This window comes from Hymenobacter koreensis (genome assembly GCF_039541855.1).
GTDB classification, from domain to species: domain Bacteria; phylum Bacteroidota; class Bacteroidia; order Cytophagales; family Hymenobacteraceae; genus Solirubrum; species Solirubrum koreensis.
This window is the reverse complement of sequence record NZ_BAABHA010000001.1, coordinates 15,033-29,487: the sequence shown is the minus strand read 5'-3', so window position 1 is coordinate 29,487 and position 14,455 is coordinate 15,033. Positions and strand designations below refer to the sequence as shown.

Genomic DNA, 14,455 nt, shown 5'->3' with positions numbered 1-14,455 from the left:
CTGGTTTATCTTTTACCGAGCACTTTGGCCTCGTACACCACCTTGCCACCAATCATCGTCAGCTCACTGGTGGTACCGGGCAACGCAGGCGCGGGTACGGTGAAAATATCCTGCGACAACACCGCTAAATCGGCCAGCTTGCCGGGCATGAGGCTGCCTTTGTCTGTCTCGGTAAACTCGGCGTAAGCGGCGCTGGCCGTGTATGCTATTACGGCTTGTTCCCGGCTGAGCGCCTCCTTGGCATCGGCCAGGGTGGTCACGAACAGAATATTTAGGAAAGGGTTAATGGGTCCGTCGGAGCCCAGCGCCAACGGAATGCCGGCACGGAGCAACGACTGGAACGAGGGATGCACGGGCATGGGCGGCGCGCCGTTCACTTTGTCGATGGCCGGGTTTACAAAGTGCGACGGGTTTTGTACTACCACGATGCCCAGGTCCTTGGCACGCGGGTGCATGTCGGCCGTCAGGCCTTCGCCGTGCTCGAAACGCACCCGCTTGCCGCGCCAGGTAGCGTCGTCGGCCAGCTCGCTCATCAGGCCCAGCACCAGCTTGGCGGTGCTGTCGCCCACAATGTGCAGCATCAGCGGCTCCTTAGTGGCCAGGCTTTCGCGCAGGATCTGCCGGATGGTATCGACGGGGAAATTCAGCTGCCCGTGCCAGCCGGGGCGGCCCGGGTAGGCTTTGCGCATGAGCGCGCCGCCCTCCAGCGGGGTAGCGTCGAGAATCCACTTGCGGCCTTCCACGCGTAGCTGCGCCGTGGCGGGCATGTACACCCGGCCCCACTCGCGCCGCAGCCGGCCCTGAGCGGTGGTCATGGGCATGGGCATTACGCGCACGCGCAACGGCAGCCGGGCAGCGTGCAGCACCCGCATCATGTTATCGGGGGCCAAATCACCGGCCATGTTTTGCACGCTGGTAATGCCGAAACGCAAGGCTTCGGCGCCATATTGACGGCACAGCGGCACCCAGGTTTCGTCGGGCTGCGCCGAATTAAAGGCCCGTCGGGCGTTCCACTGCGCGTATTCCTTCAGCAAGCCGGTTAGCCGGCCGGAACGGGGCTCCCGCTCGAAGGTGCCGCCCACAGGGTCGGGCGCGTTGTCGGTTATGCCCAGCTGCTGCAGCGCCTTGGAATTCAGAATAAGCCCATGGCCCCAAGGTACTGCCAACATAACCGGGTGGTTCGGGGCTACTTGGTCCAGGGCAGCGCGACGCAGCTTGGGGTCGACGAGCACCTGCATGCCAATTTCGCCCTGCAGCCAAGTATGGGGCGGCAGCAGGCCCGTCAGCACTTTCAGCGAGTCGAGTACTTGCTGGGAACTCGGCCCCGGCACCATGGGCGCATCGAACCGAAACGAATACCCGACGGGGCTGCCGTGCGGCAAATGGTCGTGGGCATCGTTAAAACCGGGCACCACTACCCGGCCGCGCAACTCGATGCGGCGGGTGCGCAAGCCCGCCAGCTGGTTGATTTCGGCCGTTGTGCCTACTGCCACAATTCGCTCGCCGCGCACGGCCAGGGCTTCTGCGTACGGGCGGGCGGGGTTGGCGGTAAACACTTTGCCTCCCGTCAATACATAATCGGGAGCTTGGCCTGCTGCGGGCCACGTGCCAAGCAGCAATCCAGCAATAACCAGCAGCTTTCCCATGGCGCGGCAAGTAGTTCGTTTCCTGCAAAATACACTTTTGCAAGCAAGCTCCGAAGGCCCTTCGGCACCCGGTAAGTGGCTATTTCTTAGTCACGCGCACGCTAATTCGCCGATTCAGTGCGCGGCCTACGGGAGTTTCGTTGCTGGCCACGGCGTGCTTCATGCCGTAGCCCTTCATTTCGATGCGCGAGGCCGAAATACCCATGTCGACCAACGCTGCCATGGCGGCCGTGGCGCGTTGCTCGCTCAGCTTCAGGTTCGCCATAAAATTGCCGGTACTATCGGTGTAGCCGCCAATTTTCACGTGCGCATCGGGGAAGCTCTTTAGGATGCTGGCCACGTTGCGCAGCTGCCCCATCGACTCGTCGGTGAGCGTGGCCTTTTTAGCATCGAAGTACACGCGGTCGAAGTTGATCCAGCCTTTGGTGCGGTTCACCGGGTCTACCTGTTCCGAAGCATCGGCCAGAAAATGGTAGAGCTTGTTCTCGGTGGAATTTACGCCCACGGTCTGCGTGGAGCCGTCGATGAGGGTGAGACGAACCGGCTTGCCCGTGTCGTAAATGTAGTTTTCGGAGGCCGCATCGTAGCGGCCGGGCGCGGTAGTGGGGCTGGCGGCTTTGCGGGGTGCCGGTGCCGGTAATACCCGCATGGGCGCGCTTTCGGCGGCAGCAGTTCCTGCTAAGGCTAGCCCCGGGGCAACGGCCGGTTGCGGTTGCGGGCTCCGGCTTTGGCCCAGCCAGAACCCGGCGGCAATAGCGGCCAATACAAGTAATGCAGGCCACAGCCACCGTGGTGCGCTGCCCTGAGCACCTGCCGCAATACGCTCCGGGCTGCTGAAGCTGTTGTGAACCGGGGCTTCGGGCGTGGGGGCGGTTGCGGGAACCGTCACAACAGGACTCTTGGACGGCTGGGCGGCTTCTTCGGCAAAAATGCCCGACACGCTGCTACGCTGGGTTTGCAGCCAACGGCTTAGGGCCGCCGAATCCAGGTTATCCTGGGCCACGTGGCGGTCGAGCACGTCCAGCATTACGGGCGCCACAATACCCAGCAAGTCCTCCACCGCCGCGGGCCGAATGCCACTGGCACTGGCCACGGTTTCCACGCGGCCGCTGTAGGTATCGGCCAGCAGGGACTTCATTAGCTCACGGCCGCGCCGGGCAGCCCCTTTGCCCACCGCTGCCGTGGGCGCTACCGACGCGTTGGGTGCGTCGTCGTAATCGTGGGCGTGATGGGCCATGGTCCACACCACTTCGGGGCCTCCTATTTGCTCGGTCAGTTTAATCAGACTGCTGAGCACCAGGGGTACCACCTTAGGCAAGGCTTTGCGTACGCCGGCTTCGCTCTCCCCCACTGCGGCACTGGCTTGGCTCACGGCAGGCGCCGTAAAGCAAGCCGATACTTCCTCCAACACGTTTTGCGTCATGATTGTAAATGTTTGGCATGTTAAACTATACTATAATACAAATTTTTATTTGCAAATGTCAATAAATAGCTTTTGAGTAATGTTTGTTGCTTGATATGCGTACCGTAACGCGCAAGAAAAAAGCGGCCTTTCGGGCCGCTTCTGCGCTATTTCAATTCAAAGTTTTTACTCGAGTCGCATGACTACCATTTCGGGCTGATCGGCATACACCACGGCATCGTCGGCAAAGGGCTCATCGCCGCGAAATTTCTGCAGCACGCGGGCCGTGGTAATGATGTCCTTCTGGCAATACTTCACAATGCGCGGCAGGTCTTTCTCCTCATAGTATACTCGTGCTACATCGGCCCCGCTGATGTCGTCTTTGGGCGTGGGAATACCAAACATGGCGGCCAACAAGGCCAAGGACGTAAACGACTTCCGGTCGCCGAACTTCCACAGCTCCATGGTGTCGAGGTGGTTTACTTCCCAAGGCTTTTTGCCGGCTACGTCGAGTTGCGGGGGCAATTGTACGCCGTTGATGAGCATGCGGCGGGACAGGTACGGGAAGTCGAATTCCTTGCCGTTGTGGGCACACAGGGCGTGGCCGGGCTTGCGGCTAAGCACTTCGGCAAACTCGCGCAGCAGGGTTACTTCGTCGTCGGAGGCAAAGCTCTTGACGCGGAAGCGCAGCTGCTCCTGCCGGTCGTAATAAAAGCACCCCAGAGAAATGCACACCACGCGGCCAAACTCGGCGTAAATGCCGGCCTGCCCAAACAGGGAGGCGGCGCTAAGGCGGTCGGGCATGGGCTCAATTTCCTCGGCGCCCCAGCTAGGGAAGCCTTGCTGCCGGCGCAAGCTCTGGGCCTTGTGCTCCCATAGGTGTCGCAGCATGCCGTCGAGTTCGTCGTGGCACCCCACGCAGGGCACGGTTTCGATGTCGAGCACGAAGACTTCGGGAAGTTTCAGGTTGCGGAGCAGCTGCATAAGCACGGCGGCGAAAGGCGGAACGTAACGAAGATAGCCCCCTAGCCGGCGAAACGGCAAGCTGGCTGCCTATTTTACGGACGGCTGCTGAGCAAGGGACAAAAAAACGCACGCTTCCGGGGTACGGGAAGCGTGCGTGGCATACGTCACTTAGCAGCGGCGTTCAAGGTTACGCCTGCGGAAAGCGGAGGAGTGTCGGACCCAAAACGGCAACAAGCCGAATTCAGGCCAAGGCGGGGCGGCTGGTAAGGCAGAGGCCCAGCAGGGAAATCAGCAGTTGCCGACGGGTCTTCGTTGACATGACAGACGCGCGTTTAAGTGAACGTATCAGTCCTGGTCGGGCCGACCAGACTCACTTCCAATATCGGCAATGCCAGCGCCCGTTTCAATCACACAATGATGTGACAGCGCGTTGGGAATGAAGCTACTGCTGCGGCTGCGCGGTATTCACGGGCAGCAAAGGCTGCGGAGCGGCCCCTGCCGGCACCGGCGTGGGTGCTTGGGTGGTACGCCTTTCCCCTACTTGCGGGCTGCTTGGGGACTTGGCTGGCGCCGCTGTTCGAGCGGCGGCCCGCTGCTTTTCCGGCACTGCGCCCCGCACGGCTTCCACGGCCTGCGAGGCGGGGCGGCCAAAGGCGGCGGGGTGCAGGTAGCGGCCGCGGTCGGCAGGCTCTTTGGCTTCCTCCACCGGTATGCGGTTTTGCTCGGCAAATTTATCGTGGCGGATGCCGGTTACCTGCCAGGAAACGCGGCCGCCGGGCGCACCGCCCGCAATGCGGAAACGGTTTCCCTGCACCTCGGCGCCCACGTACAAGTTGGGTCCTGGCGCGCCAATGGGCGTGAGCTGGTAGCGAAAATCCCGGTTCAGGGCCTCAAACCATTCGGGCAGCAGCACCTCGGCTTCGCCGCGGGCATCAAGCGTAACGTTGCCGTTGTACACGTTCAGCATGTCGGGGCTTTCCACAAAGCTGTGGTAGAGGTACTTGTTTTCGGGGTCCAGGGGGTGGTCGATTTTAAACGAGCCGCCTCCTTTGCTCAAGTTGCCTACCACCTGCACGCTGCCGTTACCGCGTGCCAGTAATACGTTACCGAAGTCGCTGTAATACAAGTTTAAGAAGGCATTTTGGCGGTTAGAGGGGCCGGTGTTGGCTGTAATTCCGGCTATTGTCCAAAACGTGCTGTAGGTGTAATTTTCGAAGTTCAGGCGGGCGTAGTCGTATTCGCTATTGATGATGCGCACATTGGCGCGGTTTACAGCGCTGCGGCTGCTAAGGTGGGCGGCGGTACCATACCGGGCCGAAGCGAACAGAGCCACTCCGTCGCGGGTAGACACGCGGGCGCCCGTTCCGTCGGCATCGTTTGAAATATCTACCGCCGGCACAGTACTGTTTGCATTAATAAAGCGGGCCACAGCGCCAAACGGACTGCCGGTGGCATACACGTCCAGGGTATAGCCCGAGCCGGCATTCGTGAGGCCCAGCGTGGGGTTAAAATTGGACGGATTGGTATTGGAAAACTCTGCCACCGGCCCGGTTTGGCTATTGCGTTTTTCAACCAGCAGGGCGGTACCGCTGCCACTCACAGCGTATACTCCTATGCCGGAACTTGCTACCCCCGATACACCCGCGCCGGCTACGCTGCCCGGGTAGGTGTCGGTTGAGTTGGCTAAGGCAACGCCTACCACGCCCTGCCCACCGGCCGTAGCAAAACCCACCACACCAAAACCACGGCCCGCGGTAGAGCCGGTTAGGGCCTGCCGGGTATTTGACGGGTCGAGGATACTGAAAGAGCCGCCGTAGCCTCGCCCGGTTATTACATCCAGCCGCAAGCCCACATTAGCGCTGGTAGTTGTGGGGTCGTTCCAGGTAAACTGCCCGAGGGTGCCTTGGGTGGAAACACCTGGGCTGGAGCTGCTTACGCGCAGGGCCGAGCTGGCGCTGTTAGACATCACTTGTAAGGTAGGCGCCGGGTTGGCAGCGTCGGAGGTGATAAGTAAAGCCGCGGGGCCGGTTTGTGAAAAGGACTTTTCGGCATGCAAGGCGGCGCCGTTCATGCTGTAGCCCTGCACCCCGTACCCGTTGCCAAAGTTGCGGCCTACCAAGGCCGGAACGGTGCTGGTGGTGCTGGTGGTGCGCGCAATCAGGCCAATGCCGTCGGCCATGTTATCGGCCAGCACACCGGCGGTGGAAGTGGCAGTGGCTACGCCGTGCACGCCTACGTCGGCGCCCCGGCCGTAAATGCCTACGCCACCTATGGCGGTGGAGCGTACATCGAAGGCGGTGCCGCCAGCCGCCGTGGTTCCGGCATAAGGCAGGGTAAGGCCGGCGTTGTTCCCCAGAGGCAGCCACGCGGAGCCGTTGTAGTAATAAAAGCCCGACGCGTTGTCGGTTTGGTACACCAGCAGCCCAAGCGCCGGACTACCAATGGCCGTGCGCTGGCTTTCCAGCATGCGCGGCGCCAGCAAACCGCGGGTGGTGCTGCTCAGGTCGAGCACCGCCGAACTGTGCGGGGTGCTGATGCCAATACCTACCTGGGCCTGCGCTGAAGCGCCCAACAGTAACAAATACCCACCGAGGCTGACTACGCGGTACACGTTCTTCATCGGTCACTGGTTTATGCGCAACGCGCTATTACACGGCCGCCCGAAGTGGACCGGCCTTTATTCTGTTAGCGACAAAGCAGGCGGCACTGCAGCACCCGGCCTAAATAACTCAAAGCGCAGACGCTGGATTGGGGCCGGTGTTACCAGCAATATGACGCAATAACCCATACCTATCAACCGCATAATGATGTGATTATCAAAACACAAAAAACCCCAGCCAGAGCTCTGACCGGGGTTCATTTAAATACATAAGACTGGTTTACGTAAGGCCCTGGCGCAGGGCTTTGCTTACGGCCTCGGTCATGGAGCGCACGTGAAGCTTCTCGTATATTTTTTTGATGTGCGAGCGGACCGTGTCGAGCGAAATGCCGCGGTCGTGGGCAATCATCTTGTAGCTGTAGCCTTCCACCAGCAAGCCCAGGATTTCCTGTTCGCGGGCGCTCAGGTTAGCCGGCGAGTCTTCGTGCTGGCGCGGGGCCACGGGCTTGGGGAACAGGCGCAGAACCTGGCGGGCAATGGCGGGCGTCATGGGCGCGCCGCCGGCCTTTACCTCGTTAATGGCGTCGAGCAGCTTGGCGGGTGGTGTTTTCTTGAGCAAGTAGCCATCGGCACCGGCGCACACGGCCTGAAACACCCGGTCGTTGTCTTCGAACACCGTGAGCATAACCACGCTCGTGCCCGGCGACTTGGCCTTGATGCGCTTCAGGCCCTCGATGCCGTTGATACCGGGCATGTCGATGTCCATGAGCACTACGTCGGGACGCAGGCGCGGAATATCGGTTTCTACCTGCTGGCAGTTGCCCAATGCCCCGGCCAGTTCCAGGCCCGGCGTACCACCCAAGAGCTGGCTCAGGCTGATGCGCAGATCGGGGTTGTCTTCGTAAATAAGAACGCGGGTGGCAGGAGCTTCCATGGGCTGAAACGGTGGGTATGAATGAGGTAGAACAGTAGGCGCAAGGTACGGCGCAGGTGCACGCGGCGCCGTAGCATAATGATGTGAGCCGATGGCCTATTTCAGCGGTACGCGCACCTGCAGTTTGGTGCCTTGGCCGGGGGCGGTTTCAATTTCCAGCTTAGCCTTAATGGCCGCGGCCCGGCTGCGCATGTTGGTCATGCCGTTGCCGCCGCCCTGGGCCGGGGCCGTCACGTCGAAACCTACGCCGTCGTCTTCCACGCGCAGTACCAGGTGGCGGTTTTCGTACTCCAGCCGAATAGCGGCCATTTCAGCTTTCGAGTACTTGGCCAGGTTGTTCACGGCTTCCTTGAAAAGTAGGAAAAACTCGCGGCGGGCACGCATGGGCAGGCGCTGCTCCAGCACTTCGGGCGCTACCTTAAAAATAAAATCGATGCCGCGGGCTTCCAGTACATCAGAGGCAAAGGAGCGCATGCGTGAGGTAACGGCCTCCATGCTGTCGTGCGCGGGGTTAATGGCCCACACGATGTCGTCCATGGAATCGAGCATGCGGCGCGAGGAGTCGCCGATTTGCTCGAGCAGCGCGCCGGCCTGCTCGGTGTTGTTGCGTTGCTGGTGGTTGCGGGCCAGCTGGCTGAGAATGGAAATGGAGCTGAGTGTGGAGCCCATGTCGTCGTGCAGGTCGCGGGCAATGTTGTGGCGCACGCGCTCCAAGGCCAGCAGCTGACTCACCCGAATGCGGTAAGCGGCAAAGAGTAACCCAAACACTACCCAGCTGGCCAGAATACGGAACCACCAGGTTTGGTACCACGGCGGCTCCACCACTACCGAGAGGGCAGCGCCGCTGGGGTTCCACACGCCGTCGTTGTTAGCGGCCCGCACCCGAAACGTATAGTGGCCGGGAGGCAGGTTGGTATAGGTGGCTTGATGCTGGTTACCGGCCTCAATCCATTTCTCATCGTTGCCTTCCAGCTTGTACAGAAAGCGGTTTTTATCGGGCAGGCGGTAGTTGAGGGCCGCAAACTCGATGGAAATGAAGTTGTCGCGCGGGCCCAGGCGCAACTGGCGGCGCTCGGTAATGCTGGTATCGAGGCGCGCGGGCCGGTTGAACTTTCGAAAACCGGTGAATACCACCACCGGCGGAGCGGGGTTATAGCGTACGGCCGTGGGCTTAAAAGCCACCACGCCGTTTTCGCCCCCGAAAAGCAGGGTACCGTCGAGGCGGCGGCAGAAGGCGCCGGCGTTAAACTCGTCCTGGGCCAGTCCGTCGCGGGTGTCGTAGGTGCGGAACCGGCGGGTACGGGGCGTAAAGCGGGCTATGCCTTTGTTGGTGGCCAGCCACAGGTTCTGCTGGCCGTCGGCCAGCATGCCGTACACCACGTCGTTGGGCAGCCCCTGCGGCTCCCGAAAGGTCTGGAACCGACCGGTGTCGGCGTCGAGCAGGCAGCAGAGGCCACCGCCCTCGGTAGCCAGCCACAAACGGCCTTGTGCGTCTTCCAGCATGGAGCGCACAAAGTTGCTGCTCAGGCTGGTTGGGTCGGTGGGGTCGGCGCGGTAAATGCGCGAATGGCCCGTGCGCGGATCGAAACGGCACAGGCCGCCACCGCCTACTCCTACCCATAGCTGGCCGTTGCGGTCCTGGTACACGCAGCGCACGTAATTGCTGCTCAGGGTGCGGGGGTCGCGGGGGTCGTTGCGGTACACGGCGCAGCGGCCGGTTAGGGGGTCGAGCAGGTTCAGACCGCCTTCGGTACCCACCCACAAGCGCCCCTGCCGGTCCTCGTACACGCAGCGCACGTTATCGTCGGAGAGGCTGGTGGGGTCGGCTGGGTTGTGGCGGTAGCGGCGGAAGCGTCCGGTAGCCGGGTCGAGGTAGGCCAGGCCGTGGCCCTGGGTGCCCACCCACAAGCGACCTTGCCGGTCGGGCAGCACCACGCGCACAAAGTTTTCGGGCAGGCTGGTAGGGTCGCTGGGGTTGTGGCGGTAGCGCACGCGCTGGTCGGTAACGGGGTCGAGGCGAATTAAGCCTTCGTTTTGGGTGCCCACCCACAGGCGACGGGCGGCGTCTTCGGCCAAAGCCCACACGGCTCCGGTTTCGTGCTGGGGCAAAGGCTGAGAAAAGACATTCGAGCGGGGCTCAAAGCTGGCCAGGCCCTGCTCGGTACCTACCCACAGCAAACCCAGACGGTCTTCGTACAGCGTGAGCACCCGATCATTAGGCAGCGTGCGCGCTCGGCCCGGCTGGTGCCGCCAGCTAACGAACGTATTGGTGGCGGCGTCAAGCCGGGAAATACCGGCCGTGGTTCCTACCCACAACCGTTGCTGGGTATCTATAAGCAGCGCCCGCACGGCATCGGCTGGCAGCGTGCCGGGCTGCTCGGGCACGTGGTGGAAACCAGCGGACCGCCCGCTGCGCAAATCCACCTGGTACAACCCGGCGTTTTCCACCCCAACCCACAGGCTGTTGTGGGGCGTGGCGGCTAAAGCCAGAACCGGATTCTGCGCCTCCCAGTTTGCCAGCGGCACCAAGCGCCCGGTACGCTCGTCGGCGTAACTGATGCGGCCTTCCCCGGTGCCCACCCACACGCGGCCGTCGGCAGCCTGCGCAATGCTCCAGATGGAGTTGCGGCGGGGCTTGTCGGTACGGCTGTCGGCGTGAGAAAAAAGCTGAAAACGACCAGTTGCGGGGTTAAGCAGGTGCAGACCCGTGCCCGCTCCGGCCCATACCCGGCCGCGCCGGTCGCAAAACACGGCCCGCACGAAGTTGTCGGTGAGGCCCGCAGAATCGGAGGTTTGGTAGGTAATGAACCGGTCGGTAAGGGGCTCGTAGCGGCAGAGGCCGCCCCCACCGGTGCCCACCCACACGCTGCCCTGGGCATCGGCGGCCAGCGCCAGAATAAAGTTTGAGCTGAGGGTGCCGGCTTGCTGCGGGTCGTTGCGGAACACGCGAAACCCCGAGCCGTCGTAACGATTCAGGCCGTCCTGGGTGCCCAGCCACATAAATCCCCGCCTATCCTGTACGGCGCACTGCACGCTGTTTTCCGACAACCCTTGGGCAGTGGTGAGGGAATGAAAGGTTACATCCTGCCCCTGCGCTGCCAGTGCGGCCAGCCACCACGCGCACCACAGGCCCAAACGCACCCACCAACTCCGGTAATTCACTGCCGACTTCGTCATTTTACGCAAGAAACGGCGTGAAAAGCAGGTTGGCAAGCGGCGGGCACTGCATGGTTCAGCGGGCGGCTAACGCGCGACGGTTCGGTTGGTTTTCGGTTTCGCGGCCACAAAGAATCTGCGGGCAGCCTTTAACTGCCGGAGCCGATCAATTACCTCGTCGAACACCATGGTATTGAGCGCGCAGTTCCCCAATTGCTTCTGCTTGATGGTGGTCCACAAACCGGCTTGCCGCAACACGCTCAGGTAATGCTGAACGCTGAGCTTCGACACCTCGATACGGTTGGCTGTTGCAGGGACTTTCATCGGCCCTTGCCGCAACAACTCCACAATGGCTGAGAGGGGTCGTTAAGAGTTTTAAAAAGTGAGTCAAAGGACATTCGAGTAATTAGATATTCGGCTAATTATTTATCATAAAAGCAGGCATTAGAGCATTTTAACGTATTCAGTTCCCCTGTTCTGCCCCATGCTTTCGGGCGCTAAATTCGCTCAACAAGCTTGTTTAAGTGGTTTGTATTCTGAGGCGGAGGTAAAAGATAGACCCGAGGGCGGACCCTCCGTATAAACGACTTGACAACCAACCGCGCGAGCCGATGGATCCTAAATATTTCGAGCCCATACCGGATGGACTTCCCAAAGCGGAGGCCGCTGCGCGTTTAAAACGCCAGCGGCACGCCGAATGGGGGGTTGCCGTCTGCCGGTTAGGAGGCACGCTTCCCGACCACAAACTGATAGCCGAACTTCAACGCTACATCAACGGCGAAATAACGATAGCGCAGGTAGCCGGAGTGGTGGATCCGCCCATGGCGGCCGCCGTTCAGGCCATAGTTACCCGCGAACGACTTAGCAAAGCCGCTTAAATGCGAAAAGCCCCGGCCAGTTGGTCGGGGCTTTTTTACACGATAAAACGTACTCGGTTAGTGGGCCACCACCACTTTCTGGAAGTAGCTGGCTTGCCCACTGGTAAGCTTCAGTAAGTACATACCGGCAGGCAGCCCGGCTACATTTACCGTTGCCTCGCCCTGGTTGCCCGGCCAGGTGCAGGTGCGTACTACGCGGCCCTGCACATCCAGCAAGTTGCCCTGGAACGCACCCTTCACCACCGGTAGCTTCAGGGTAAACTGCTGACGAGCCGGATTTGGGTACAGGGTCAGCATCTCGGCGTCTTTGGCCGAGCGCGTGGCCGTTACGCCGGGGTTGTTAATGCGGGCCAGCCCAATGCGCGGCTGCCCCAACACCGAGCGGAAGCTGCCGAAGAGCAGAATTTTTCCATCGGCAGGCTGCAGCGTGATGCCGCTCAGCAAATCGTCGCCGGTGAAAATGGCCACTGGCAAAGCAATGGGGGTAAAAGAATTATCCACGCTGCCGTTGGCGTTCAGGCGTACGATGGCGCTGTTTTCGTAGCGGCCGGTTTGGGCGATAATGCGGCCGTCGGGCTGCACTACGCGGGGCAAAAAGCTGTTGCTGGAAACGAAGCTATTGTCGATAGCACCTGTGGCCGTGAGGCGCACCGAGCCGGTTGCAGGCTGTCCGTTAAAGCTCCCGAAGGCACCCGTAACTAACAATTGTCCATTGGGTTGCATGAGCACGCTGTACGTAACGCCGTTGCTGCCGCTGCCCACCGAGAACGTATTGTCGAGGGTGCCATCAGGGTTTAGGCGAGCCAGGAAAGTACCCAAGGCGGCACCGGTACCGAACTCGGTGTACACAATCACAATCTTGCCATCGGGCTGCACGAAAGCGGGGAGAATGGTACGGGTAACGGTGCTGGCGGGCGGGTTGAACGAGTTGTCCAGGGTACCGTCGGGGTTCAGGCGAACTATGCTGTTGCGGGAAGCAGTGCCAAACGTGCGGAAGTTGCCATACACCAGCAGCTTGCCATCGGGCTGCACGGTAATGCCCTGCAACGGGGCTGCACCAACCGCCGCTATGCCGAAAGGCAACGAGGTGAAGGCAGCGTCGATGGCACCCGAGGGCAACACCTTTTGTATCTGGAACGTGCCACCAGAGGGCGGCGTGTTCACGGTGTAAAAAGTACCATCGGGCTGGGCGCCGTACACCGTTGTGGCGGTGGTGTTGTAGTTTAAGTTGATGGATCCGTCGGCGTTCAGGCGGCGCACAGTGGAGTTCGGGAAAGCCACGCCGTTCACGTTAACGAAGTTGCCGGCTATCAGCATTGCGCCGCCTGTGAGTGGCGTAACGGAGTTGATTATTGCGCGCACTTCCGTAGTAGGCGCAAACGCAGGATCTACCACGCCGCTGGCATCGAGGCGCACAGGGCTGGGTTTTACCAAAGTTTGGTACTGGGTGAACGTACCACCAACAGCGTACTGGTTATTACCCAGGCTGACAATGCTGTTCACGTTGCCGTTCGCCCCGCCCGCGGCGCCAAACGTAGCGTCGAGTGTGCCGGTGCTGCTGATGCGTGCCAAGCGGGTGCGGGCTACGCCATTGTATTGGGTAAATGAACCGCCTACCAGAATATCGTTGGTGCTCGTGAGCAGCAAGCTGAACACGCCACCGGAGTTGAAGCCGGCGCCCAAGGCCAGGGAATTGTCTACGGCGCCGGTGAGTTCCAGGCGCACCAAGCGGGGCGACGTTACCCCGTTGAATTCGGTGAAGTCGCCACCAATCAGCAGCTTTCCATCGGGTTGCTGAACAATGGTCCGCACCGTGCTGCCACTCGTTGCGTTAGTGGCACCGGCTCCCACGGCAAAGCCGGCGTCGGTGCTGCCGTTGGCATTCAAGCGCACGATGCCGTTAGCGGACTGCCCGTTAAACGTAGTGAACGTGCCACCCGCCACAATTTTCCCATCGGCTTGCACCAGAATGCTCCGGATGAACGCGCCCGTAGAGCCAGCGCCGGTGCCCACGTTAAAGGAAGCATCGCGGGTGCCGTCGGCGTTCAGGCGTACAATGCCGCCGGTTTCCGGTTGGCCCTGCAGGCTCATGCCGCTGCCCACGAGAATTTTACCATCGGGCTGCAAGGCCACGGCCGACATTTGCCGCACCGACCCAATGCCGCTGTAGGTGAACGAAGGGTCGAGGGTGCCGTTAGGATTTAGGCGGGCAATCATGAAGGCGGGGGCATTGTTGTAAGCCGTGAAGCCGCCCACAATTACAATTTTGCCGTCGGGCTGCAGCGCCATGGCCGCAATGAAACCCGCCGCACCGGTTCCGCCGGGGTTGAAGGTGGCGTCCAGGGTGCCGTCGGCGTTCAGGCGGGTGATTTTGCCAGCCAGCACGCCGTTCATGAAGTCAAAGCCGCCGGCTGTGAGCAGCTTCCCATCGGGCTGCCGAATGACCATGGAGGCCGAAGCCTGCAGGCCCGCAATAAAGGGCGCCTTCACCACCGTGGGCTGAAACGTGGGGTCGAGCGTTTGGGCTTGGGCGGTTACCAGACTGCTAAAAAACAGCAAGCCCGCCAGCCACAAGCGTAGCGTAGAGAATGATTTCATAAAATGAAGAAATGGTAAGGGGTTATGAGGCAAGCACCCTTGTGCCTGCGCTTTCAATCAACTGTGTACTAGATAGTAGGCTTCGCTAAGAGAGCAAAGCCACGAGAGTCTATGGCAGTAAGGGTCCTAAGATCCTTCGCAACGGCTGCTCACACAACTTTTAGAGCATGTAGGACGGAATAAAAACTTGCAGCACGACAGTAAAGCGGGTAACCCCGACAAATTCGTGCAGGCCTTGTTCATTGTTCAGGTATATTCGGCCGCCTCCAAAGAGGG

Annotated in this window: 9 protein-coding genes; 1 reads left to right on the top strand and 8 read right to left on the bottom strand. The window is 60.9% G+C overall.

The window, feature by feature from the left end:
• Nucleotides 1-5: 5 nt before the first annotated feature.
• From ABD903_RS00105 to ABD903_RS00075, 7 genes are all read right to left on the bottom strand, one after another.
• On the bottom strand, nt 6-1,646 hold the full coding sequence (locus tag ABD903_RS00105) for an amidohydrolase (RefSeq protein ID WP_345220252.1): 1,641 nt from the start codon (nt 1,644-1,646) through the stop codon (nt 6-8).
• 79 nt (nt 1,647-1,725) lie between these two features.
• Nucleotides 1,726-3,069 (bottom strand): OmpA family protein, encoded by a 1,344-nt coding sequence (locus ABD903_RS00100; protein ID WP_345220250.1) that lies wholly within the window; start codon nt 3,067-3,069, stop codon nt 1,726-1,728.
• A 165-nt stretch (nt 3,070-3,234) separates the two neighbouring features.
• Entirely contained in the window at nt 3,235-4,032 is a 798-nt protein-coding gene (locus ABD903_RS00095; RefSeq protein WP_345220248.1) for a 3'-5' exonuclease, read from the bottom strand.
• Nucleotides 4,033-4,456: 424 nt separating this feature from the next.
• A complete protein-coding gene (locus ABD903_RS00090; protein ID WP_345220246.1) occupies nt 4,457-6,634 on the bottom strand; it encodes an autotransporter outer membrane beta-barrel domain-containing protein in 2,178 nt (725 codons plus the stop codon).
• Between the two features lie 259 nt (nt 6,635-6,893).
• Nucleotides 6,894-7,547, bottom strand: a complete 654-nt coding sequence (locus ABD903_RS00085; protein ID WP_345220244.1) for a response regulator — start codon at nt 7,545-7,547, stop codon at nt 6,894-6,896.
• 96 nt (nt 7,548-7,643) lie between these two features.
• Nucleotides 7,644-10,724 carry a sensor histidine kinase gene (locus ABD903_RS00080; RefSeq protein WP_345220242.1) on the bottom strand — a complete coding sequence of 1,027 codons (3,081 nt, stop codon included), beginning with the start codon at nt 10,722-10,724 and terminating at the stop codon, nt 7,644-7,646.
• A gap of 66 nt (nt 10,725-10,790) precedes the next feature.
• Nucleotides 10,791-11,051, bottom strand: coding sequence for a helix-turn-helix domain-containing protein (locus ABD903_RS00075; protein WP_345220240.1), 261 nt, complete (start codon nt 11,049-11,051; stop codon nt 10,791-10,793).
• A 263-nt stretch (nt 11,052-11,314) separates the two neighbouring features.
• Between ABD903_RS00075 and ABD903_RS00070 the strand changes: the two genes are divergently transcribed.
• On the top strand, nt 11,315-11,581 hold the full coding sequence (locus ABD903_RS00070; RefSeq protein ID WP_345220238.1) for an antitoxin VbhA family protein: 267 nt from the start codon (nt 11,315-11,317) through the stop codon (nt 11,579-11,581).
• 57 nt (nt 11,582-11,638) lie between these two features.
• On the opposite strand, the gene ABD903_RS00065 is transcribed toward ABD903_RS00070, so the two are convergent.
• The gene (locus ABD903_RS00065; RefSeq protein WP_345220236.1) at nt 11,639-14,179 is read right to left on the bottom strand and encodes a T9SS type A sorting domain-containing protein; all 2,541 of its coding nucleotides are present in this window, start codon (nt 14,177-14,179) and stop codon (nt 11,639-11,641) included.
• Nucleotides 14,180-14,455 lie beyond the last annotated feature (276 nt).